Origin of the sequence: Niallia taxi, assembly GCF_032818155.1 — a bacterium.
Taxonomy (GTDB): domain Bacteria; phylum Bacillota; class Bacilli; order Bacillales; family Cytobacillaceae; genus Niallia; species Niallia taxi_A.
The window spans coordinates 1428500-1453738 of sequence record NZ_CP102589.1 but is presented as its reverse complement, the minus strand read 5'-3'; the positions used below and the strand labels follow the sequence as shown (position 1 = coordinate 1453738).

At 39.1% G+C, this 25239-nt stretch carries 20 protein-coding genes and 1 other annotated feature (1 of these 21 running past the window's edge); of the genes, 1 reads left to right on the top strand and 19 read right to left on the bottom strand.

Annotated features, from left to right (window positions below):
* Positions 1-139: a binding site (T-box leader), on the bottom strand; it reaches 111 nt to the left of the window's first position.
* 81 nt (positions 140-220) lie between these two features.
* The 16 genes from ytxC to NQZ71_RS07005 form a co-directional block, all read right to left on the bottom strand.
* Entirely contained in the window at positions 221-1075 is an 855-nt protein-coding gene (ytxC, locus tag NQZ71_RS07080) for a putative sporulation protein YtxC (protein WP_164849582.1), read from the bottom strand.
* Positions 1076-1205: 130 nt separating this feature from the next.
* Positions 1206-2135, bottom strand: coding sequence for a primosomal protein DnaI (gene dnaI / locus NQZ71_RS07075; protein ID WP_144456549.1), 930 nt, complete (start codon positions 2133-2135; stop codon positions 1206-1208).
* A 12-nt stretch (positions 2136-2147) separates the two neighbouring features.
* Positions 2148-3560, bottom strand: a complete 1413-nt coding sequence (locus tag NQZ71_RS07070; protein ID WP_144456551.1) for a replication initiation and membrane attachment family protein — start codon at positions 3558-3560, stop codon at positions 2148-2150.
* 167 nt (positions 3561-3727) lie between these two features.
* Entirely contained in the window at positions 3728-4183 is a 456-nt protein-coding gene (gene nrdR, locus NQZ71_RS07065; protein WP_127737077.1) for a transcriptional regulator NrdR, read from the bottom strand.
* Between the two features lie 203 nt (positions 4184-4386).
* Positions 4387-4986 carry a dephospho-CoA kinase gene (coaE, locus tag NQZ71_RS07060; RefSeq protein ID WP_260053724.1) on the bottom strand — a complete coding sequence of 200 codons (600 nt, stop codon included), beginning with the start codon at positions 4984-4986 and terminating at the stop codon, positions 4387-4389.
* Positions 4987-5030: 44 nt separating this feature from the next.
* Entirely contained in the window at positions 5031-5666 is a 636-nt protein-coding gene (gene ytaF / locus NQZ71_RS07055; protein ID WP_317011572.1) for a sporulation membrane protein YtaF, read from the bottom strand.
* 79 nt (positions 5667-5745) lie between these two features.
* Positions 5746-6570 (bottom strand): DNA-formamidopyrimidine glycosylase, encoded by an 825-nt coding sequence (gene mutM / locus NQZ71_RS07050; RefSeq protein WP_317011571.1) that lies wholly within the window; start codon positions 6568-6570, stop codon positions 5746-5748.
* Positions 6571-6588: 18 nt separating this feature from the next.
* Positions 6589-9213, bottom strand: a complete 2625-nt coding sequence (polA, locus tag NQZ71_RS07045) for a DNA polymerase I (RefSeq protein ID WP_317011569.1) — start codon at positions 9211-9213, stop codon at positions 6589-6591.
* Between the two features lie 573 nt (positions 9214-9786).
* Positions 9787-11544: a two-component system histidine kinase PnpS gene (pnpS, locus tag NQZ71_RS07040; RefSeq protein ID WP_260053722.1), complete on the bottom strand. Its 1758-nt coding sequence runs from the start codon at positions 11542-11544 to the stop codon at positions 9787-9789.
* Entirely contained in the window at positions 11545-12255 is a 711-nt protein-coding gene (locus NQZ71_RS07035) for a response regulator transcription factor (RefSeq protein WP_127737065.1), read from the bottom strand. It lies immediately after the preceding gene.
* A 193-nt stretch (positions 12256-12448) separates the two neighbouring features.
* Positions 12449-13384 (bottom strand): malate dehydrogenase, encoded by a 936-nt coding sequence (mdh, locus tag NQZ71_RS07030; protein WP_317011568.1) that lies wholly within the window; start codon positions 13382-13384, stop codon positions 12449-12451.
* 145 nt (positions 13385-13529) lie between these two features.
* Positions 13530-14798, bottom strand: a complete 1269-nt coding sequence (icd, locus tag NQZ71_RS07025; RefSeq protein WP_144456563.1) for an NADP-dependent isocitrate dehydrogenase — start codon at positions 14796-14798, stop codon at positions 13530-13532.
* Between the two features lie 205 nt (positions 14799-15003).
* Complete coding sequence (gene citZ / locus NQZ71_RS07020; RefSeq protein WP_144456565.1) at positions 15004-16119, bottom strand: citrate synthase; 1116 nt, start codon at positions 16117-16119, stop codon at positions 15004-15006.
* Between the two features lie 699 nt (positions 16120-16818).
* Positions 16819-18399, bottom strand: a complete 1581-nt coding sequence (gene ggt, locus NQZ71_RS07015; RefSeq protein ID WP_317011567.1) for a gamma-glutamyltransferase — start codon at positions 18397-18399, stop codon at positions 16819-16821.
* On the bottom strand, positions 18396-19634 hold the full coding sequence (locus NQZ71_RS07010) for an MFS transporter (RefSeq protein ID WP_317011566.1): 1239 nt from the start codon (positions 19632-19634) through the stop codon (positions 18396-18398). Before NQZ71_RS07010 ends, ggt begins: the two co-directional genes overlap by 4 nt.
* A gap of 280 nt (positions 19635-19914) precedes the next feature.
* Positions 19915-20376, bottom strand: coding sequence for a DUF441 domain-containing protein (locus tag NQZ71_RS07005; protein WP_144456569.1), 462 nt, complete (start codon positions 20374-20376; stop codon positions 19915-19917).
* 206 nt (positions 20377-20582) lie between these two features.
* On the opposite strand from NQZ71_RS07005, the gene ytvI reads away from it, so the two are divergent.
* Entirely contained in the window at positions 20583-21692 is a 1110-nt protein-coding gene (gene ytvI, locus NQZ71_RS07000) for a sporulation integral membrane protein YtvI (RefSeq protein ID WP_394374126.1), read from the top strand.
* Positions 21693-21736: 44 nt separating this feature from the next.
* Here the strand turns inward: ytvI and NQZ71_RS06995 are convergent, their stop codons facing one another.
* The 3 genes from NQZ71_RS06995 to pfkA all read right to left on the bottom strand — a co-directional run bounded on the left by NQZ71_RS06995 (position 21737) and on the right by pfkA (position 25111).
* Positions 21737-22126: an FxsA family protein gene (locus NQZ71_RS06995; protein WP_260053716.1), complete on the bottom strand. Its 390-nt coding sequence runs from the start codon at positions 22124-22126 to the stop codon at positions 21737-21739.
* A gap of 161 nt (positions 22127-22287) precedes the next feature.
* The gene (gene pyk / locus NQZ71_RS06990; RefSeq protein WP_144456575.1) at positions 22288-24048 is read right to left on the bottom strand and encodes a pyruvate kinase; all 1761 of its coding nucleotides are present in this window, start codon (positions 24046-24048) and stop codon (positions 22288-22290) included.
* A gap of 103 nt (positions 24049-24151) precedes the next feature.
* Positions 24152-25111, bottom strand: a complete 960-nt coding sequence (gene pfkA, locus NQZ71_RS06985; protein ID WP_144456652.1) for a 6-phosphofructokinase — start codon at positions 25109-25111, stop codon at positions 24152-24154.
* Positions 25112-25239: the final 128 nt, after the last annotated feature.

Genomic DNA, 25239 nt, shown 5'->3' with positions numbered 1-25239 from the left:
CATTAGTAAGGGGCATGCCCTGTTCCTGGCTAAAGTTTAAAGGTGGTAAGCATTTCTCATCGTGTTAGGAAGCTCCCAGCATGCGCTTCCCTCTCTTAAAACCGTACAAGAAAACTATTGTCCTTATCATAACATGTATTCGATATAGGTATTTTATGTACGTTATTATATGCTTTATGGACATTAAATGCAAGTAGCCATTTATAATTTTAAAAAGGAATTAAAAAGTATGTGGTGTCCCATGGAAAAACGCATCTTTCTCCATAATATTAACCCGCTCTTCGAAAATATTCATGATTGTGCGAACGATTGGCTGTTCTCGGTCTTCTGTGTACAAATAAATATTTTTCGGGGCAAGAGAGAGCAGCGGCCCAATCGAAAATGGATCAATATAAACAGATTGGTATGTGAACATCTTTCTGTCCAGTATTTTCATTAAATCCTGCTGGGACAATTCCCTGTACTCCGAGTCATAAAACTGAATTTCTAAATCTACAAGCACATGTATCGCCTGAATCTTCGGGCTGCGATTTTCCAGGAAGTCCCGTAAAGTATGAATAAACACTTGATATTCCTGCTCCATTTTATATTCATCAATGGCAATTTCTACATAGCTGTTCAGCTTTTGGGTGTAATCCTGCAGCCTAAATGTAACAAAGCTGTCGAAGGAAAAGGAGAAATTATCCTTTAACAGGTCACCAAGCGCCTTATCCAGACATTCATGCAAATGGATTTTGCCAAGTAAGCTTGCAAGGTCTCTTCTTTCCTTCTCAAGCAGGCTGTGCAAGATTTCAAGTATAAGTCGCTGCTCTGCTTCATCTGCATAATAATACCTGTCAACCAATACTTGCCTTGCCCATTCCTCTGATTTGTAATGAAGAATAAACTCTGCTAATACCATTTTCAATGTTTGCATAAACAAACTGTTTTGCCCAGTTTCCCAACTGAACTTTAAGCGAAACTCATGCTCTTCTTGAATGGAGCTAATAGCCCAGTCTGTATTTTTATATTTAAGATTGATCAGTCTAAGCAATTTTTCTCCATCGCCTTTTTTCTGGAAAATGACTTCAATCAATCGTAACCCCCCTTTATGAAAAAAATCCTTGTTAGAATGTATATGGGGATACACCAAAAAATAGAAGTCACGACGGGAATCTTCGCAAATAAAAAGACAGCCCACTAATAATAGGGCTGCCTTGAAAGCGTCATTTTCTTTTATTTTCACCTTTTACATGAATTGGATCTGCCAGATATCTTATTCTTTCCATTACTCGCATCGCTTTCATTTTTTCCTCTTCACCACGCTGAGAGTATGTCAAATGGTATTCTAAACCACCAAAATCAAAGTTGGAGCTGAATAATGTCGGTAAATTTTCCAGCATTCTGAATTGAAGAATCGGTCCTAGAACCTCATCCCTTATCCAGCTTGACATGGTTTCAGCACCAATATCATCAAGCATAAGAACAGGCTCTCTTTTAATACTTTCAATCTTGTCATTTAATGTATTGTCGGCAATAGAGCTTTTCATTTCTCTGAATAATTCTGGCACATATACAATCATCGAGGAAACCTGCATTTGCGATAGCTCATTAGCAATTGCTCCAAGCAAATATGATTTTCCCACACCAAATTCACCAAAGAAATACAAGCCCTTTTGCCTTTGACCCGGTTCGTATTGCTTGACGAAATTTATGGCTGCTCTCACCGCTTGCGCACGTTCCTGGCCAATGTCCAAAGTGTTGAAGGAAGCCTTCAGGATATCCTTCGGTACATGCAGACTTTGAATAAGTTTTTCCTTTTTCTTTTGGCTGTCATCCATTATTTTGCGAGGGCAGACATCATATTGAATGTCAATTGCTCCCCTGTTAATTACCAATTTAGGATGGTACCCCTGCATCATGTTGATGCACTGACCTAGGCTCGGACATTTTTGACATTCTTTACTTTGGTTTGCGTATTCATACAGCTTCATCATGCCTGTTTCCAGCATACGGGGTGTAATTGCTTCCTCATTTTCTTTTAGGAAGGTTTTCACATCAGAATGGTTTAGCACCTGTTCCTTCATCGCCTTATACCGCTCTTGAAATCCGCCGTTTGCTCCAAGCTTGCGAAGTGTATCATTAATGCTTTCCATACTACTCACCACCTATTTTCTTAAGTTTTTTATTTCCTCTTCTAATTCTTTAAGGAAGTCGTTATTCACATCGTCGGCATTTGCCTTGTCTATGTTATTTTCATCTGTATTGGATGGCTTGTCCTGTCCAAACCACTCTGGGATCTTTTCCTTACGGATGACTTTTTTCGAACCTTTATTAGAGCTGGTCGTATTTTTGCCATTTGCCCAATCAAGATACTGCTGATGTTCCTTTTTAGCTAAATCCATAGCGTCCTTGACTGTTTGAATCCTTTTTCTTACCCATTGTCCTGCTATTTTCTCAACATAGCCCTTTGTCAGCTTCATATCTGTCTTAAGCATAACATATTGAATTAATACATTAATAACACCAGAAGGCAGTTTCTGTGCAAACATGACTTCTTCTATTATTTGGAGGTCAGCCTTTGACGGTTCTGCTCCTCCACCTATATCCCTTAAAAGCTGCCTAGGCGAAGTAGTGTCTAAATAATTAAGAAGCTCCTCTTCCTTTGTTTTCGGTGCCTCAATTTGGGACTGAAGCTGTAGCGGCTGTGTCCTGTCCACTAGTAACGGCAGCTTGCCGGCATTTTGGAATTGATACCAATCTCTTGCCGCTATTCGCAGCTCCTCCAAATCAATTTCATCGTTAGGATTTATCGCACTCATCACAATATTTTTCATTTCAATCGGATTGATTCCATACAAGAAGGATAATGTCTGAATTGCTTCTTTCACTTTGGTTGTCAACGCCTTTTTAGACAGAAACGATTCGTTCAGCCCAGCAAGAAGCAGATCAAAATCAAAATTAGCATTTTCAATTTTCATATTCGTCTGTTCTTTTTTCCCAATCAGCACAGCATCCTGTTCAAGTGCTTCTCCGCCTTCCAACTCATAGGTGGAGCGGACAACACTAGAATGATCAGACATAAACACATCCTGAAACGCCTTCGTAACTTGCCTAAACTCTTTCTCATCTGCTTTACGCTCTTCTGCAAAGAATTTTTTCAGCCTATTATATTGTGCTTTTCCTATTTTACGGTAAAGGTAAACATTTAGTATGCCATCAAGAAAAAATTGCTCTGGTGTCAATGGCGGCTGTAATTCATAGATAAATGAGCGGTTTTCCCCTTCTTTTTTCATAAACGTTTTAAGCAGCCCGATTCCCTCAAGTTTACACCGTGCATGATAAATTTCTTTTAAGCCGCAATCCATAAAATTCATCAGGCTGTGATGTGAATGGTCAGCAGACCAAAGTCTGTTTTCCTCCACCTCACCCCATAACGTCATATATAATCCAAGACAGGCGGATCCGATAAGGGGCTGATACAAAAAGGTAATTACCTTGCGATCATACTCACTTATCAGTCCGTTTGTCGATACTTGATATCTATCTATTGGAAGCAAGTCCTGCCAATGCTGTGACATAAACTAAGTCACTCCTTTGCTATTATTGCTCGACTTAGCCTTAGCTGTAATGCATGATTTTTCAGCGAATATACAAGTCAAAAAAGAGCCAAAGAATCCTTCAGCTCCTTTTATCATGTGTGGAATGCATGTGCATTCACTAATAACAGCGCAAAAACACCGCTGTCTTACCCTTTTTTAATCAGCTCTTTCAGTTCTTCTATAAAAACATTTATATCTTTAAATTGACGATAAACAGACGCAAAGCGAACATACGCAACCTCGTCTACTTTTGCCAATCGATCCATGACCATTTCACCGATATCTTCACTATTAATCTCCGAAACGGCGTTGCTTCTAAGCTCCTTTTCGATTTCTGCCGTTATTTCCTCAAGTTGCTTTAAGGCAACTGGTCTTTTTTCACAAGCCCTTATGAGGCCGCGCAGGATTTTATCACGACTGAATTCTTCACGGGTACCTTCCTTTTTCACAACGATCAACGGTATTTCTTCTACTTTTTCGAAAGTAGTAAAGCGGTAACCGCACTCCTCGCATTCTCTTCTCCTGCGAATTGAGCGGCTGTCATCAACAGGTCGTGAATCAAGAACACGGTTATTATTATGTTGACATGAAGGACATCTCATCTATATCAGCTCCGAATTCATTGTTCGCAATGTATTGATTCCCATTAATAATATCTTATAGAAAAGTGCTAGTTTGTACAAGTGATAGAATGAATTAATTCACTTATGTATGTCTTATTATATCCATTTCTTGATGAAAAAAATGAAAAACGTAAAAATTCCTCTTAAAAAACTGCCCCATCGAATCGATGAGACAGCACGTTTTAAAGTACCTTCCAGTCTTGAAGAATCTTAAGCGCCTGGTCTTGAGAATTTTCGACAGTTCCATTATTGTCGATTATCTTGTCTGCCAGCGCTTTTTTCTCCTGCAAAGGCATTTGTGCTTCAATTCTTAATTTCGCTTGCTCAAGAGACAATTTGTTCCTATCCATCAGACGGCTTATTTGAGTCTCTGTATCAACATAGACAAGGATAGTCTTGTCGACAGTGCTGTCCAGCTTGTTTTCAAATAGTAATGGAATATCCAAAATGACTGCCATATGCCCTTCTGCAATGGCTTCATTTTGCTTTTGGTTCATCCTGTTTCTCACCTCTGGATGAACAATGCCATTCAGCACAGCTCTTTGCTTTTCATCACGAAACACTATTTCGCCAAGCTTAGCGCGATTCAGGCTTCCATCCTCTAGCAAAATCTCAGTGCCAAAATGCTCCACGATTTTGCTGTAGCCAGGCTCCCCTTTTTCAACAGCCAAACGTGCTTCCACGTCTGCATCTATAATCGGTAAGCTGAGAGATCTCAAATAATTAGAAATGGTGCTTTTCCCGCTTGCAATGCCGCCTGTTAAGCCTATAATTAAAGTCATTTGCTTTTTCCTGCCTTTGTTCAATGGTTTCTTTAGAGCAATGTTTACAGCTTAAATATGCCTATGATAATTAAGATGATTCCTGGAATAAACGAAAATTTCTCCATATAGCTTTTTTTAGAAAGGAGCGCGCCTCCAACCATACCTAACGATACAAAGGACGTGCTCATAATAATAACTGCAATCGTCAGAAAGAGCGGGGAGTACCCAAGCATGGAAGCCCCAATTCCTGCCCCAAACGCATCTAATGAAAGGGCAAATCCAAGGACGATTGCTTCCACTCCTGTAATCGTTCCAGAATTGTCAAAATCCGCTGACATTGGTTTCTTTAAGATATTAATAACAATTCCTAGCGATTTTATTTCAAAGTTCACCAAATTTTTTTCTTTTGTGATAATCTCTCTTTCTTTATCCGGCTGAAAAAATTGATACAATATCCATAATCCTAAAATAATGAGAATACCGCCGCCAATACTTTCGGCAAATTCAGAAGAGAATACTTGTGCAATCAGATGCCCCACCAGCATGGAAACTAAAAGTGTCAAACCTGAGCAGCAGGCGATGATGAAAATCGATTTAAATGGTATCTTCATCTTTCGCAAGCCATATGTGAATCCGACACTAAAATTATCAATGCTGACAGCCAAGGCTAAGAGGAAAAGAGAAAGTATTTGTGACATCGTAAAAAAGCTCCTTCCTAACGGATAGTAATATACTATATGGAAGGAGCCCATCCAATGTTAATGCAATATATAAAGCTTATTTCTGACAGCGTGGACAAAATACAGTCCCTCTGCCTCCAACAATAATCCTTTCTAATTCGGTGCCGCAGTTTTTACACGCTTCGCCTTTTCGTCCATACACGAATAATTCAAGCTGGAACATTCCGATTTGCCCTTGTGTATTAACATAAGAGCGTATAGTGCTTCCACCTTTTTCAACAGCCTCTGAAAGTGTCGCAATAATTTCTCTATATAGTGTGTCAGCTTCACTGTCATTAATCGTATTGGCGATTCTTTCTGGATGAATACCGCTGCGAAACAATGCTTCGTCTACATAAATATTTCCTAATCCAACGACAATCTTTTGATCAAGCAAAGCGGTTTTAATACTTCTTGTCGTTTTCGACAGTCCTTCCTTAAAGTTTCCAATTGTAAAGGACGAATCAAAAGGCTCTGGCCCAAGCTGGGAAAGGGGCAGTGTTTGATGCTCCTCCCCTTTTTTGAACAGATGCATCGTTCCAAATTTCCGGACATCCTTATAGCGCAGCTCTGAGCCGTCTTCAAAATAAAAAATCACATGTGTATGTTTATCGACAGGATCATCCTTTGAAAATAAGCCATATCTTCCTTCCATTCGTAAATGGGAAACGATTGTAAAATCGGTCGTTTCAATAAGAAGAAACTTACCTCTCCGCTTAATATCTTCTATTCTTTGACCAACAAGAGCATCGGAAAATTCTTCAACATTTTCAGGTCTTTTTATCATTTTCGCCCACGAAACAACTACTTCTTTAATGACCTTTTTATGTGTGAGCTCTTTAAGAGTACGTCTGACCGTTTCTACTTCTGGTAATTCAGGCACTTTATTTCCTCTTTTCTATTACTTAGCATCAAACCATGTATCACCATACGAATAATCTACCTTCAGCGGTACACTTAGTTCTACGGCGTTTTCCATAACATCAGGCACAATTTCCTTCAGCTTTTCAATTTCATCTTTTGGAGCTTCAAAAATTAATTCATCATGCACTTGCAGAAGAAGCTTCGCTTTTAAGCCTTCCGCTTCAAGACGGTTTGCCATTTCAATCATTGCTTTTTTAATGATGTCTGCTGCACTTCCTTGTATCGGTGTGTTCATTGCTGTCCGTTCAGCGAAGCTGCGCAAGTTAAAGTTTCTGCTTGTTATATCAGGCAAATATCTTCTTCTATGAAGCAATGTGGATACATAGCCTTGCTGCTTAGCATCTGCCACAATTTCTTCCATATATGTCTTAACGCCAGGATAGCTTTCCAAATATCTTTCAATAAATTTCCCAGCTTCCTTCCTCGTTATATTCAAGCTTTGGGATAAGCCGTAATCGCTTATACCGTAAACAATCCCAAAATTAACTGCTTTAGCATGTCTTCTCATATTGGATGTAACTTCATCTGCTTCGACATGGAAAACAGACATAGCCGTTTCCGTATGAATATCATGATCTTCTCTGAATGCTTCAATCAACTTTTCATCCTTTGCAATATGTGCAAGCACACGAAGCTCAATTTGACTGTAGTCTGCCGCAAATATAATCCAATCCTTTTCAGAAGGAACAAAGGCTTGTCTAATTTTCCTGCCTTCCTCTAATCTGATTGGAATGTTTTGCAGGTTAGGATCAATGGAGCTCAAACGTCCTGTTTGTGTCAGCACCTGATTAAAGCGTGTATGAATCTTGCCATTGTGAACAACTTTTTGAAGCCCTTCAATATAAGTAGATTGAAGCTTGCCAAGCTGTCTGAACTCAAGAATCTCCTTAATAACATCATGGGAGCTTGCCAGCGTTTCTAATACATCGGCAGAAGTGGAATAACCAGTCTTCGTCTTTTTGACTACAGGCAGTCCAAGCTTCTCAAACAAAATAACGCCTAGTTGCTTAGGTGAATTAATGTTAAATGTTTCACCAGCCAAATCGTAAATGCGACTTTCAATACTTTTCAGCCTGTCATTGATTTCTGCACCCATTTTTTGAAGTCGTTCTACATCAACCTGAACTCCTGTTGATTCCATATCTGCAAGCACAAGACTTAGTGGCATTTCAAGCTGATGGAACAGCTTCTCTTGTCCATTTGCTTTAAGCTCTTCTTCCATTTTTTCCTGAATAGCGGCAAGTGCAAACGTTTTGCGAACAAGATGATCTGCTAGCATTTCCTCTGCTGGCACCTTGCGTTTTGCTCCTTTTCCATAAAACACTTCATCTGACTGAATGTTCGTAAAGCCGTATTTTTTTGCAACAGATGCTACGTCGTCAATCGATGCAGATGGATCTGCAAGATATGCGGCAATCAAACAATCGAATGTGATTCCCTTCAAATGGATTCCTTTATGACGGAGGGCAACCTCTGACCTTTTTGCATCATATACAGTCTTCTGCTTTGTTTCATCCTCTGCCCATTCCTTAAATGCTGCTGATTCAAGTGCTGCTTCAATCGGCATATAAAATGCGCCTTTTTCATTAACTAACGAAATCCCGATTATAGGAGCATAATGGTAATTGTCCTCCAGCACTTCAACATAAAGGGTATTTTCGTCTGCAAAAATCTCCTTCGTAATTTCCTTCACTGGCTCGTATTCAATTGCTTCAAGCTCTTCCTCTTCTTCCACAGGTGCCTCTCCCAGCTTGTCCAAAAGAGAATTAAAGCCAAGCTCTTTGAAAAACGGGCGCAGCTTTTCTTCGTTCATACCTGGAAATTCGAGTTCACCCAAGCCAACAGTTAGCGGTGCCTCTCTTGTGATGGTGGCAAGCTCCTTGCTCATTAACGCTTGGTCCTTAAATTCTTCAAGCTTTTCTTTTAGTTTTTTCCCGCTTACCTTGTCGATGGATACCAACAGGTTTTCAAGTGTTTCAAATTCCTTTAAAAGCTTAATGGCCGTTTTTTCTCCGACTCCCGGAACTCCTGGAATATTATCAGATGAATCTCCCATCAGTCCTTTCATGTCGATGATTCGATCCGGAGTCAAGCCGTATTTCTCTTGGATATGCTCCGGTGTATATGATTCGATATCTGTAATACCTTTTCTTGTAATGTAAACAGTCGTTTTATCCGAGCTTAGCTGTGTCAAGTCCTTGTCTCCTGAAATGACAACAACCTCATACCCGTCTTTTTCTCCTTGCAGAGAAAGTGTGCCGATAATATCATCCGCTTCATAGTTTTCAAGCTCATAATGTTTAATTCCATATGACTGCAAGAGTTCTCTTATATATGGAAATTGTTCTGATAGTTCAGGCGGTGTCTTTTGACGGCCTCCCTTATACTCACTGAATGTTTTATGGCGGAACGTTGTTTTGCCAGCATCAAAAGCAACGAGCAAATGTGTCGGCTTTTCATCTTCTAATATTTTCATAAGCATCATTGTAAATCCGTAAACAGCATTTGTATGTACACCTTTGTCATTGTTCAGCAGCGGCAAGGCAAAAAATGCCCTGTATGCGATGCTGTTCCCATCAATTAGGATCAGTTTTTTCTTCAAATTTTGTTTCCTCCATTCATAATTTCCCTCTATATCAGCCTTGTGGCTTTAACAGCAAAATAAGTAGTACTATTATGGTCTAATCCTTTATATTTTACCATGAGTAATTATAGAATGTAAGAAATTGCCCTTGTTTAAGAGTCGTAAGAAAATGGATTTGTGACACCAAAAAAACAAAAGATGGCTGAGACAAAACATCATTTACCATCCCTGAAGAAGAATTTATATAGTTCGTTTTTTCTTTTTGTGGTGTTTTCTGTTTAAAAACAATAATAAAAAGTCTTAGTGGAATGGAGCGGAGGCCACTCGACTACTAAGGGTTAGAGGACGAGCGCGCAATGAAATGGACTAATATTAAAGCCAGACAGCCATTTTTTCTTACTATTTATATAAATCAGGATAATCTCAACAATAATCTCTATTTTTAGTTCACATAAATGTAAGAAGCCGAAAGCGGGGTGGCTTTCGGCTTCACTCTTAACCTAATGGATAAGGGGGGTCTTCTCTAGTATTGTAGCAAACCCTTGTAAACGCTTTGCAAACCCTATGTAAAAGTAATGTAAACTTGTACAATTAATACGGGAATCTTTTATGCAATAATACAGTAAAAATAGTTCCTTTACCTACCTCGCTGTCTACCTTTATAACTCCTTTATGGAGTTCCACAAGATGCTTCACGATAGCGAGTCCAAGTCCAGTTCCACCAGAATTCCTGCTTCGCGCTTTATCCACCCTGTAAAAACGTTCAAAAATCCTCGGAATTTCTCCTGTTTCAATCCCTATACCAGTATCTGCTACTGAAACGGAAACATTTTTCTCCTTTTCTTCAACAGAAACCGTAACTGTTCCTCCGTTTGCTGTGTAAGAAATGGCGTTTGATATTAAATTCATGAACACCTGAATAAGTCGGGCTCTGTCCCCTTCCATCCAAACCTCATTACCAAGCCGTTCAAATTCAAGCTTTATTCCTTTAGCCTCTGCTTTGTTCGAAAGGAGTTTGCGGACCTCTTCTAAAATATCCACAATATTAATAGGCTCCTTCACCAAGGAAAAATTGTGCTGCTCCAGCTTTGTCAAATCAAGCAAATCCTGGATGAGCGACTGAAGCCTGTCACTTTCTTTTAAGATAATTTGTAAAAACTCTACAAGCGCCTCTTTATTATCCATGGCCCCATCAAGCAGCGTTTCCGAAAATCCCTTTATAGAGGTAATTGGCGTCTTCAATTCATGGGACACATTTGCAACAAAGTCCTTCCTGATTTGTTCGAGTTTTTTTAGCTCTGTAATGTCATGAAATACAAGCAAAATTCCCATCCACATATCATTTGTACCGATAATCGGCACACCATACACTTGAAAACTTTTTTTCTCAAAGTGGATATTAAGCTGCAATTGCTTAACGACCTTATGCTCTGTCATGAAAATTTCCTCGACCAAATCAGATATTTCTCTATGCTCAATAACGTGATAATACAGCTTATACAAATATTCAGATGAATTAACCATAAATAAATCCTTGTAAGCCCTATTTACAAGATTGATATAGCCTCTACTGTCTATTAACAGTAATCCGCTGCCAATGTTCTCGATAAGCGTACCAAGACGGTCCTGTTGGATTTCTTGTGCCTTGACCATCTCCTGCAGATTTTTCGCCAGCTTATTTAAGGAGGAACTCAGAATTCCTGTTTCATCCATATTATCTTCATATGTACGTGCATGATAATTTCCTTTGGCGAGATCAACAGCCACCTTTGCTGCTGATTCAATTGGTCTCATATAACGGAATACTAGTGTCAAGCCGATTACAAAAATCAACACAAAAGCGATAAGCAATGCAGCAAGAACATATGTATTCATCTTTTGATAGGCATCTTCTTGTGAAGATAAATCGATACCTAAAAACAAATAGCCTTGCTTCTCACCATTAAAATCCAACTCTTTCCAGTAATAATGGAAATCTGTATCTCCGCCTGTGTACTCGTTCTGTGGCTGGCTCGATACTTTGCTGACAACAGTACTCAGGCTCTTCAAAAATTCTTCATGTGATTTATCGCCCTCATCCATGAGAATATTTCCTTTTGTATCAGTTATCGTGATTTGTAAATCAAGCAGCTCGCTATATTCCTTAATCTCATTTGCATCTATATCATCCATGCTGTCAAGGTTAGCCATCTTTGCTGCAAGCAAGGTGCTTTCCCTCTCCAGCCTGATGTTAGATGAGTTTATGTAAGAAGACTTATTAAGCTGATAAATAAACAGACCAAGCACCAAAAAAACAATGGCGACGATCAAAAGCAAACTGGCAAGCAGCCTGGATTTAAATGTTATCATTTATTTTGGTTCCTCTAGCTTATATCCTAGTCCACGGATTGTTTTAATATAAATTGGTTTCTTCGTGTTATGCTCCATCTTTTCGCGTAAATGGCTTATATGAACATCTACTATTCTTGTATCTCCAACAAAATCGTAGTTCCAAACAGCACTTAAGAGCTGATCTCTAGTAAGCACACGGCCTTTGTTTCTAGCCAAATAAAGAAGCAGTTCAAACTCTTTTGGAGTCAGTTCGAGTAGCTCTTCCTTAAAATATGCTTCATAGTGATTAGGCATAACTTTAAGATCCCCGATTTTCAATGTGTCTTTCTCTTCTTTTTCTTGCTCAGAGGATTCCGACTGTAGCTGAGATCTTCTCAAAACAGCTTTAATACGGGCAATGACTTCCCTTGGGCTGAATGGTTTTGTCATATAATCGTCGGCACCAAGCTCTAACCCAAGCACCTTGTCAAACTCATCGTCCTTTGCTGTCAGCATAAGAATCGGCGTAAATATTCTTTGCTGCCGTAAATTCTTACACACATCCATTCCATCCATTTTCGGAAGCATCAAATCAAGAAGGATGACATCAGGATTCGACGTTACGGCTAAGTTTAGCCCTTCCTCTCCATCCATTGCCGTAATTACATCATAGCCCGCCTGCTGCAGGTTATATTTTAGCAGTGTTACGATAGACTGCTCATCATCAACTACAAGAACTTTCTTCTTCATATAGTGCCTCCAAATTTAAAAGTTTCCCCTAAGTCCCCCAAATAATACATGTCTATTATAGTATAAATCAGCAAGTGATGAACAACAAGCTAAGCTTCTCTCTATCCATCCTACTTTCTACATATATAATAATCATCGTGCTATTTATACGCAAAAAGACCCATCAATAAGGATGGGTCATAGTTTCAACACATTATGTAAGAACTTTTAGTACATTTTTCACTGAACAAACCGATTTGTCTAATGCAGTTTTTTCTTCCTCTGTCAATTCAAGCTCAATCACTTGTTCAATCCCATTACCACCGAGAATTGTCGGAACGCCAAGGTAAATATCCGAATAGCCGTATTCTCCATCAAGATAAGCAACCGTCGGCAATACTCTTCTTTGGTTTTTAATAATCGCTTCACACATGTCGGCAAGTGAAGCAGCTGGCGCATAATAAGCGCTTCCATTTCCAAGAAGATTAACAATTTCAGCTCCGCCATTCCTTGTTCTTTCAATAATTTCTTCCAAGCGATGCTTTGGTATTAATGTCTCAAGCGGTATACCTCCAGCATAGGAGTAGCGGATTAAAGGTACCATATCATCCCCATGACCACCGAGAACAAAACCGGTAATATCCTTAACAGACAGGTTTAATTCCATTGCCACAAAGCTTCTAAATCGAGCAGTATCCAGCACACCTGATTGACCAATTACTCTTGTTTTGGCAAAGCCTGACTCCTTGAACACAGTGTAAGTCATAGCATCGACTGGGTTTGAAAGAACGATAATAATGCAATCAGGAGAGTATTTGACCACTTCTTTTGTGACAGATTTCATGATACTTTGATTTGTTTGAACTAAATCATCTCTACTCATTCCTGGCTTTCTTGCAATTCCTGCAGTGATAACTACAATATCAGATCCTTCTGTATCCTTATAATCAGATGTGCCTTTAATATTAGCATCAAACCCTTGGATAGGGCTTGCCTCAAACATGTCTAGTGCTTTACCTTTTGTTGGATTCTCCATCTGCGGAATATCAACCAGCACAATATCACAAAGCTCCTTTTGTGCTAATAGGAATGCTGTCGTAGCACCAGTAAACCCACTGCCAATAATGGAAATCTTTTTACGTAAACTCATTTGCTATTCCTCCTTTTTCATTGCTTAACTCCAATAAAAGAGGGAAGAGGCCCCTCACACTCTTCCCTCAAATAGACTAAGCCGCACATTCAACAAGTATTCCTTGCTTAGGAACACCAGTCAAATTCATACAAATAAGCAATCTTTAGTCCATATTTTTAATTAATTCATCACCGAATTCAGAGCATTTCACTTCTGTCGCTCCGTCCATTAAACGAGCGAAATCGTAAGTGACCACTTTTGAAGCGATAGTCTTTTCAACAGAAGAAACGATTAACTGAGCTGCTTCATTCCAGCCTAAATGCTCAAGCAATAAGACACCTGACAACAGAACGGAAGAAGGGTTCACTTTATCCTGACCAGCATATTTCGGTGCTGTACCATGTGTAGCTTCGAAAATAGCGTGCCCTGTTTCATAGTTGATATTCGCTCCTGGAGCAATCCCAATTCCGCCTACTTGAGCAGCAAGTGCATCGGAAATATAATCTCCATTCAAGTTCATTGTAGCAACTACATCGAACTCTGTTGGACGAGTTAAGATTTGTTGCAGGAAGATATCAGCAATGGAATCTTTCACAATGATTTTTCCAGCAGCTTCAGCCTCTGCCTGTGCTTTATTTGCAGCATCAGAGCCTTGCTCTTCGTTAATGCGGTCATATTGTGCCCACGTGAACACCTTGTCCCCGAATTCCTTCTCGGCTAATTCATAGCCCCAGTTTTTGAAGGCACCTTCAGTGAATTTCATGATATTGCCTTTATGTACAAGAGTCACAGACTTTCTGCCTTCTTTAATGGCATAGTTGATTGCTGCTCGCACTAAACGGCTTGTTCCTTCTTCAGAAACAGGTTTGATTCCTAATCCAGAAGTTTCAGGGAATCTGATTTTGTTAACACCCATCTCATCTTGAAGGAATTTCAATAATTTCGCAACGCCTTCAGAGCCTTTTTCATACTCAATTCCTGCATAAATATCTTCTGTATTTTCACGGAAGATAACCATGTCAGTATCCTGTGGACGTTTAATAGGAGAAGGAACGCCTTCAAACCATCTGACAGGACGTAAACATACATATAGATCAAGCTCTTGACGAAGCGCAACGTTCAATGAACGAATACCGCCGCCGACAGGAGTTGTCAATGGACCTTTTATAGCAATCAAGTATTCTCTTATTTCTTCCAATGTCTCAGATGGAAGCCATTCGCCTGTTTCGTTGAATGCCTTTTCTCCAGCTAACACTTCTTTCCACACAATCTTACGCTCGCCGCTATATGCTTTTTCCACGGCAGCATCAAGCACTCTTGAAGCTGAAGCCCAGATATCCGGACCGATTCCGTCACCTTCGATAAATGGTACGATTGGATTAGCTGGTACATTTAATACACCATCAACTACTGAAATTTTTTCGCCTTTCATATGTATCCCTCCGTTAAAAAAGTATTTCCTGCAAAAGGAACGTTCCTCCTTTTGCAGAAATGGCTAAAGTAAGTTCTCGAGCATATCGGCTTCGTCTTAGAAGGGCGCTTGGCAATGTATGCCGGTCATCCCACCAAACCCTCCAAAGGGAGAGTTGGACTCTGCTTGTTCTATGCTAAATTTAGTATATCATAGACGCTTAAACTTAGCGTTCATGAACAGGAATGTAAACCGCTCTTTCAGGTCCTGTATAATCAGCTCTAGGTCTGATTAAGCGATTGTTTTCGTATTGCTCCAAAATATGGGCAAGCCAGCCGGAAACCCTGCTCACTGCAAAGATTGGTGTGAACAAATCATGATCGATCTCCAAGCTGTGATAAACAGAAGCAGAAAAGAAATCCACATTAGGAACAAGATTCTTCTTCTCCTTTAACAGCTCTTCAATTCTTATGCTCATATCATAAAGCTCTGATTGTCCAGTCAAATCTGTCAGCTTGCTTGCCATTTCCTTCAAATGCTTAGCACGAGGGTCACCCTTACGGTAAACACGGTGACCAAAGCCCATGATTTTTTCTTTCTTTTCCATTTTTTCAAAAATATATGCATCAACATTATCGACACCGCCGATTTCTGTCAGCATTTTCATAACAGCTTCGTTAGCACCACCGTGCAATGGTCCCTTTAATGCACCTATTGCAGATGTAATGCCTGAATAAACATCAGACAATGTTGCCACACATACCCTTGCTGTAAAGGTGGAGGCGTTCAGCTCATGGTCTGCATGAAGCACTAATGCTTTATTAAATGCCTCTACCGCAATGCTCTCAGGTTCTTCCCCTGTCAGCATATATAAAAAATTAGCTGCAAAGCTTAAATCTTTTCTAGGTGCAATCGGATCAAGCCCTTTTCTTAATCTAGAAAAGGCTGTAACGATAGTAGGGATTTTGGCTTGTAATCGCAATGCCTTTTGGTAGTTTGTGCTTTCATCCATAAAGTCAGCATCCTTGTCATACACACCAAGAAGGGATACTACTGAACGAAGAACAGCCATTGGATGTACGTTATTAAGTGGCATTAGCTTCAGCTGTTCAAGCAGCGGCGCAGGCAGCTCTGCATTGTCTGCTAATTCTTGCTTTAACTCATTCAATTCCGCTTCTGTCGGCAACCTTCTGTTCCACAGCAAAAAAACTACTTCTTCAAAACTGGAGTTCTCTGCCAACACATCAATATCATAACCAACATAGGATAATGAATCATCAATGATAGAGCTAATAGAAGAAGTTGTTGCAATTATTCCTTCAAGACCTCTTGTTACTGCCATAAACTATCTCTCCTTTTCTCCTTACTTCTCTCCAATACATCGCAATAAGTTAAATACCCATATTATTCATGAATGTAGTTACGTATATATTTAAAAATTTTTAAATGAATCTTGCCTCTACATTGAATTTTTCGATTATTCCGAATGAAGTTAATTAAGCTTGTTTGGAGCCATTTAATAAAGTTTTAGTGCCGGCCGAAAAACTGCCGTGAAAAAAGTTCACTATTTTGTAAGATTAACTGATTATGTACCTAAAAATCAATAAAAAATTATAGTGCGGATTTTTAAGGCCAGATATTGAGGGACTTTTTTTACCATTTTTAATTGTAAATCACTTTGCTATTTTGTCATATTAAGGATTTGTAAATGCTTACATTTTTCATCAAAAAAAATAAGTGATTCCATTTCGAAAATACGGGTTTTCCGTAACTACATTTTTATTATACCTAAAAATTATCAAAATGTCTCATATTTTACACCTATAAACTATCAATATAGTAAAAAATATTACATAGTTACTATCTCGCTTGTAAAATATATTCTTTTCACAGCACTTATATTCCTGAATTTTCATGAAAGTAACTGACAGAACAAATGGACAGAAGTAACTTTTGTTCATAAAAAAATGAATATGGCACAATAATATTGCATCCAAAAGGGCACAGCATCCATGAGGCTGTGCCTAATTCTTCTTATTTATTACTTTCCGATAGCTGCCCCATCACTTCTTGGATCGACTCCACCATAAAGATATCCCTGATCATCAATGAGGATTGCATTAGCATGACCCATAATTCCGTCATATGCTTCTACCCTTTTAACAAGGTGACCGGCCTTTTGCAGCTTTTCTAATACATCTGTTGGTATGCGACTTTCTATTTTCAATTCCTCTGTCTTTTCCCCCCATGTTCTGCCCCATACAAACCTTGGTCCACTAATTGCCTCCTGAGGATTCATGCCATAATCAAGCATTCTCGTAATCATGACAGTTTGCGTTTGCGGCTGTCCCTCTCCTCCTTGCGTTCCATATAATACATATGGTTTATCGTTTTTGAAAGCCATTGCAGGCATCAATGTATGAAAAGTTCTTTTTTGTGGTTCCAATGCATTAATATGTTGTTCATCTAAAGAAAAGAAGGAGCCTCTATTTTGCATAGTTATCCCTGTTTCTCCAGCAACAATTCCAGAGCCAAACTCGAAATAAAGGCTTTGAATGAAGGAAACGGCATTGCCTTCACTATCTACAACTGCAGCATGTGCTGTATCGCTGCCGACAGGCTGTGTTGATATATGACTTGTTTCTTCATATGATATGGATGCTGCAAGCTTCCTCGCATATTCCTTGCTTAAGAGCCTTTTCAAAGGAATATTATTCCAGTTCGGATCTGTCAAGTGCTTGTTTCGGTCTTGGAAGCTCACTTTTATTGCCTCCACCAATAAGTGATAATACTGATAAGAACCATGAGGTATTGTTGATAAATCGTAATTTTCCAAAATATTAAGGATCATCAAGCCAACAAATCCTTGTGAATTAGGAGGTACTTGGAATATAGAATAGTCTCGATAAGTGCTCGAAAGCGGGTCCTCCCACTCTCCTTGATGGTTTGCAAAATCTGCTTCTGTCAAAAGGCTACCTTTTTCCTGTAGACTCGTAATGATTTCTTTTGCCAGATCCCCTTTATAGAAATCATCTCTTCCCTTTTCCGCCAACTGGGATAATGTGTGTCCCAGATTTGTTTGTACAAACTTTTGAAAAGCAGGCGGAATTTCCCCGCCCTGTAAGAAGATAGCTGCTGTATCTTTATCTTTCTTAAGCAGCTCCACATTCTTTACTGTATTTTCATATTGGTCATTGGATAATGGGAAGCCGTGCTTTGCATATTCAATCGCAGGCGCGAGTACTTCTTGAAGCGACATACTTCCAAATTCATTCAATATGGCATCCCAGCTATCCACCATACCCGGCACTGTTATGACACTTTCTATGCCTCTAAAAGGGATTGAATCCCTTCCTTTATATTTATCCCTAGTCACAGCAGCCCCGGATTTGCCGCTGCCATTATAGGAGCGGATTTTCTTTTCCTTTGCTTCATAAGCAAGCCAGAAGGAATCTCCGCCAAGCCCTGTCATATGAGGATAAACGACAGCAAGGCAGGCGCTGACTGCAACAGCTGCATCAAAGGCGTTTCCGCCTTTTTCCAGTATTCTTTCTCCAGCCTGAGATGCTAAATAATGTGGACTTACAACCATTGTTTTTGTACCAACAATTACTTTATTCAAACTAGCTTCTCCTCCCTTTTTAAGCTGACAGGCTGAATGGAATTGGAACTAGCTTGATTTTTATCAGTTGTGAATAAAAACAACACAGCACCGATTATTAACAGCCCTCCTGCTAAATAAAACCCAAATTCAAGACTTCCTGTTTTGTCAGCAAAATACCCTGTAATATATGGTGCGAAAATGGATGAAAGCATTCCGCTGAAGTTAAAGAACCCATACACTCTTGAATACATCGACTGTGGAGTTATGTCAGCCATATAGGAAATCAAAACTGGATCTAACGCCAATTTTCCAAGTAAACCGTACAAGCATAAGCCGACAATTAAAAATGAATAATTTTCTGTATACGGGATAATAAATTGACATAATGCACCTGCTAAAGCAAGGCCGATAATTAGCGGTTTTCTGCTTTTAATTCGATCAGATAAGAAACCGAAAAGAATTGCTCCAGGGATAGAAGCCCATGGTACTAAAGAAGAAATAATTCCTGTTTGTGATGCTTCAATATCTCTAGCTGTTTGCAAATAATAGGGAAGCCATGTAAGCATTCCAAAAAATCCATATAAGGAGCAGAAAATCAAAATATAAACGAATATATGATTTTTTGTGAAGATTTTTTTCAACTCCACTTTTTCCGTTGCTTGAACATTCTGTTTTTTCTCTTTATGCGAGTTGTCACGGACAAAAATAGCAATCAAGATACCAACAATAATAGTTGGAATCGCAAATACATAAAAGGGAAATTGCCATCCTTTATTCAATGTATAAGTAAAATAGCTTGATGACATGAATCCTAGCGAAATACCAAACGCCATTCCGCTATTAATGATGGCAGAAACAAGTCCTCGATACTTTTTCGGTGTAATCGTGGAGGAAATACCATATTGGGACCCGTAATAGGTGCCTTCGCCTAAGCCAGTAAGTGCACGCATCATTAAAAATATCCCGAAGGTTGCAGATGCACCGCTCAAATATGTTCCGATACCAAAAACGATAAAGCCGATAACAAGAACTTTCACACGGCCGAATTTATCTGCTAAAATTCCTGTCGGGATTTGCATGAATGCATATGCAGCAAAGAAAACAGTCGACATTAGGCCTAGCTGTGTTTGATTTAAACTCCATTCCTCCCCGATGCTTCCCATAACAGGCGATAAAATATTCCTGTCAGCATACATAAATACCCAGCCTAAAAAGAATAAAAAGATAGTGAGTGCAGGACGTGTTTTTTTCATGTACAAGTCTCCTTTAACTAAAATGTTGACATAATAGTACCATGATAAAAACAAAAGGAAATGTATTCTGTCAGATTTTCTGACACGGTTTTTTCGTTTTGAAAACAATTATCTTTATATAATTTCAAATTGTAATTATTATATAAATTTTAATTTCGAAATGAATATTGGTAGCATTTTCACGAAAGATTTTCTTACAATATGTAGAAGAACACGAAATTCAATAATAAAAAGGAGAATTTTGGAATAAAAAAAGGGAATCAGCACTGATTCCCAGAAGTTATTTAAACCATTCCATTGCACGCATCGCCATATAAGCAATACCAGCACCTATTAGAGGACCAACCGCAACTCCTTTAAATAAAGAGACTGCCAATATTGTCCCTAGTACAAGTGCAGTGGTGATTTGTGGATCTGATGATAATAAATTAACGCCGCCTTTTGCCAGCAATGCAACTGCTATACCAGATAATAGGGCAATCCATGCAAACGGTGATTTAAAAGCCGCTGACAAGTCCCGGAATCCGATTTCTCCTGTTGCAATTGGTGCAAGCACAGCAATCGTAATGATGGTCACTCCCCAATTAATACCCTTCGACTGGATGAAGGAAAAGGATTTGGCATCAAGCCCGATCGCCTTCAAAAGTAATAAGGCTCCAACTGCAATTAGCAGGGAAGTATTCTTTGCAATAAGAGCTATAAAGATTAATAAATACAAAAATAGGTATGATTGACTGAACATAGTTGATTACTCCTTTTCGAAAACTAAATGACCATTAATTGACCCATCCTTTTCTTTTCCTCTATAATCAATGATATAGCATGGATGAGCCATAGTGAGCTTACATTTTTTATATGGTTATTTTTGAATTGTATACATATGAATAACAAAGATTAAACAAACTAATATGTATTTTTAAGCGAGAATGGGAGGACAATTGTTTGAACATGACTTTGATTCACCGTTCACTTCGTCTGCTGTGTGTCATTGCAGTGACGATACTAATATTTGTTGGATTTTTTTATTTATCAAAAATAACCTATCCATTTATTATAGGCTTTTTGATTGCATTTCTTATGAACCCCCTTGTTAACTTTCTACAATTTAAGTGCAAATTACCTAGAGCTTTTGCAGTAATCTTAAGCATTATTATTATCTTATCTTTATTTGCAGGACTTATCACCTTGCTTGTTGCAGAAATTGTAACAGGTGCCGCTTATTTAGCGAATGTGGTACCAGAGCATATTAATCTACTTATTGAATACATCGAAGACTTTTTTACAGCGCAAATCATTCCATTATATAACCAACTTGCCAGCACATTTAATAATTTAGGCACAAACCAGCAAAATACGATTATTACTAATATTAAAAATGTTGGCGAACAGATTGGATCAAGTGTCGGTACATTTATCCAAACCTTCTTTCAGAATATCCCGATTATTTTATCTTGGTTTCCAAATGCTGCTACTGTGATTATTTTCTCTTTATTGGCAACATTTTTTATAAGCAAGGATTGGAACCGTCTTATACGGAGGTTAACGAACCTGCTGCCTCCCCGCTTGAGCAAAAGCGGAAAATCAGTGTTTGTCGATTTAAAAAGGGCCTTGCTCGGCTTTTTAAAAGCACAGCTCACATTAGTATCCATTACAACTGTTATCATTCTTATCGGGTTAATCATCCTCCGTGTTGATTATGCCATTACGATAGCGTTAGTCACTGGAATTGTTGATATAATTCCGTATTTAGGAACAGGACTCGTATTTGTTCCTTGGATTATTTATGAAGTGATTACTGGTCAAATGCCTCAGGCTATTGGACTAACTGTATTGTACATAATAGTTCTTGTCCAAAGGCAAATTATGGAGCCGAAAATATTGTCATCCAGCATCGGACTTGATCCCCTCGCAACCTTAGTCGCCCTATTTGTCGGCTTTAAGTTAATTGGATTTCTAGGATTAATTGTCGGTCCAGTAACACTTGTAATTATCAGCACGTTAAACAAAGCTGGTGTTTTCGCTGATTTATGGAGCTTCATTAAAGGAGCAGAAAAATAACAAAACAGCGGCCATGGATAATCCATGCCGCTGTTTTGTTATGTCTATTGATGGATAATAATCCTGTTCTTTTGCAGCAGTTTTTTCTGCATATAATGAAGCAACAGCTTTTTGCAAAGCTTTCTAGTTGGCGGAAGCAGCAGCAAAGCACCAACAATGTCAGACAGAAATCCTGGCAACAGCATAAAAATTCCACCAATTAGTACACAAAAGCCATTCAAAATGGCGTCACCAGGCAGACTTCCAAGACTGAGCTGTTCTTGAACACTTCTGATTGCTTTAACGCCTTCCTTCTTCAATATAAAAGCTCCCAGCAAGCTAGTTACTACTACTAATATTAACGTCTCCGGAATGCCAATTAACTTCCCTGATAACAGGAATGCAGCTAGTTCGACAAGCGGCACAATCAATAATGCAATAAAGAGATTACGCAAATGACGCTCCTCCTTTAATACTTCTTTTCTCCATTATAGCTTTTTCCTTGCAAATAGAAAAATATTAGCAGCATGCATTTATTCCCAGAAAAAAAAAACACCGAAAAGCACATCCTTGCTTTCTAAAAAACAAGGTGAGCTTTTCGGCGTTTACTCAAATATTAAAGTACGCTTGCATGTCCGCTGTAGATTGTTCCAATGCGAGAATCAACTGTGATTTCTTGACCGTCAGTGAAGATTTCTGTTGCATTTTCCACTCCAACAATAACAGGTATACCAAGGTTAAGTCCAACAACAGCAGCATGGCTTGTCAAACCGCCCTCTTCTGTTATTAACGCACTGCATTTTTCAAGTGCAGGCACCATGTCACGATCTGTTCCTGTAGTAACCAAAACTGAACCTTGTGTTACTTTATCAAGAGCATCCTTTGCATTGTTAGCAATGATTGCTTTACCATAAGCTGTTTTACGGCCGATTCCTTGACCTTTTGCCAAAATATCACCAACAACATGGATTTTCATAATGTTTGTTGTTCCTGTTTCACCTACAGGCAAGCCAGCAGTAATAACAACAGTATCACCATGTGTAACGATAGAGCTGTTTACACTTTCTTGAATTGCAACATCAAGCATTTCATCTGTAGACTCACTTCTTGTGCTTAAACGTGGGTATACACCCCAAACTAAAGCAAGCTGTCTCAAAATATGTGCATCATATGTTACAGCTACAATTGGAGCCTCCGGACGATATTTAGAGATCATTCTTGCTGTTTGTCCGCTTGCTGTTGGTGTGATAACTGCTTTTACATCAAGGTTCAATGCAGTGTGAGCAACTGATTGTCCGATTGAATCAGTGATATTAGGTTCAACATCTCTGCTTCTCTTCGAAAGAATTTCTTTATAGTTAAGCGCAGTTTCTGCTCTTGAAGCAATGTTGTTCATTGTTTGAACAGCTTCAATTGGGTATGTTCCAGCAGCAGTTTCACCAGAAAGCATGATAGCATCTGTACCATCGAAAATTGCATTTGCAACATCACTTGCTTCCGCTCTTGTTGGGCGTGGGTTGCGTTGCATGCTGTCAAGCATTTGCGTTGCAGTGATAACTGGTTTCCCTAGAATATTACATTTTTTAATTAAGGACTTTTGTACCAATGGAACTTCTTCTGCAGGAATTTCTACACCTAAGTCACCACGAGCTACCATCAAGCCATCAGAAACTTCCAAGATTTCATCGATATTGTCGACACCTTCTTGGTTTTCGATTTTAGGAATGATATGGATATGTGAAGCGTTATTGTCTGTAAGCAATTGCTTAATTTCAAGAACGTCAGACGCACGGCGTACGAAAGATGCTGCAATAAAGTCAATGCCTTGTTCCACACCAAAAAGAATGTCGTTAGTATCTTTTTCCGTGATTCCTGGTAGCTTAACAGATACGCCTGGCACGTTAACACCTTTTTTGTTTTTAAGTGTGCCTGTATTTAGGATTTTTGTATGTATTTCTCCAGCTGCTTTGTCAATGCTTGTTACTTCAAGTCCGATTAGACCGTCATCTAAAAGAATTTTGCTTCCTACTTCCACATCATCAATAAGTCCTTCGTAAGTGATGGAAAACTTATCAGCATTTCCTTCTACTTCTGTCATAGACACAATAATGTTATTTCCAGCTACAAGCTCAACTGCTCCGTCCTTCATGTTGTTTGTACGGATTTCCGGACCTTTAGTATCAAGTAGAATAGCAACGTTTTTACCTGTGATTTCAGATGCCTCACGAATGTTTTTGATACGTGCGCCATGCTCATCAAAATCACCATGTGAGAAGTTTAATCTTGCTACGTTCATACCAGCTTCCATAAGTTGTGTAAGCTTTTCAATACTTTCACTAGCAGGACCGATTGTACATACTATTTTTGTCTTACGCATTATATATGCCTCCGTTATAATAATTTTTTTACTGATTAGTTCTTTGTATTCATGGCAGAGACTCCAAGTAGAATAAATCTAATTCGAGTCTCCTGTTCTATCATCAGATGGATAGTTCTTTTGATAGGCGATATAAGTTCGTGTCAATTGTATGTTTGCGTGATAAAGCCTCAATTATATCATAATCCACCAATTGGTTCTTTTCGATACCGACTGCTCGTCCGCCTTTTCCTTCGACAAGAAGCTCAACAGCGTAAGCCCCTAGTCTGCTTGCAAGCACACGGTCTGCTGCAGTTGGAGATCCTCCGCGCTGCATATGTCCCAATACAGATACGCGAGTATCAAAGCCAGTGTGCTCTTCGATTTGTCTGCCGATTTCGACGCCTGAGCATACACCTTCAGCAACAATGATGATACTGTGTTTTTTGCCACGCTCGCTACCTTTTTTCAGACGGTCCACTACTTCATCAATATGGAAGCCTTCTTCAGGAATTAGAATTGTTTCCGCACCGCCAGCTAAACCTGACCAAAGCGCGATGTCACCAGCGTTTCTCCCCATTACTTCCACAATGAATGTGCGTTCATGAGATGTTGCTGTGTCACGAATTTTATCAATCGCATCAATAACTGTGTTTAAAGCAGTATCAAAGCCGATTGTCAACTCTGTTCCTGGAATATCATTGTCAATAGTTCCCGGCACGCCAACACATGGATACCCTTGCTCTGTAAGCGCCTTCGCCCCCATGTAGGAACCATCTCCGCCAATAACTACAAGACCATCGATACCATGCTTCTTAAGCTGTTCGATCCCTTTTTGCTGACCTTCTTTTGTTTTAAACTCTTCACAGCGTGCAGAAAACAAGAAAGTTCCCCCACGGTGGATGATGTCACCAACAGAACCAACTTCTAATTTCTTGAAGTTTCCACTGATAAGACCTGCATATCCGCCAATAACTCCGTATACTTCCACATTGTGATAAATAGCTTTACGCACAACCGCTCTTACTGCTGCATTCATTCCTGGCGCATCACCGCCGCTAGTTAGTACCCCAATTCTTTTCACCATTACAATCACCTCATACAATTTAATCTACTGCTATGTAGATAAAAACATACATATACTAAATTATATAACACCATTCTGCAATATCTGTCACAAATATTACAAATAAAAAGATAAACATTCCGAAA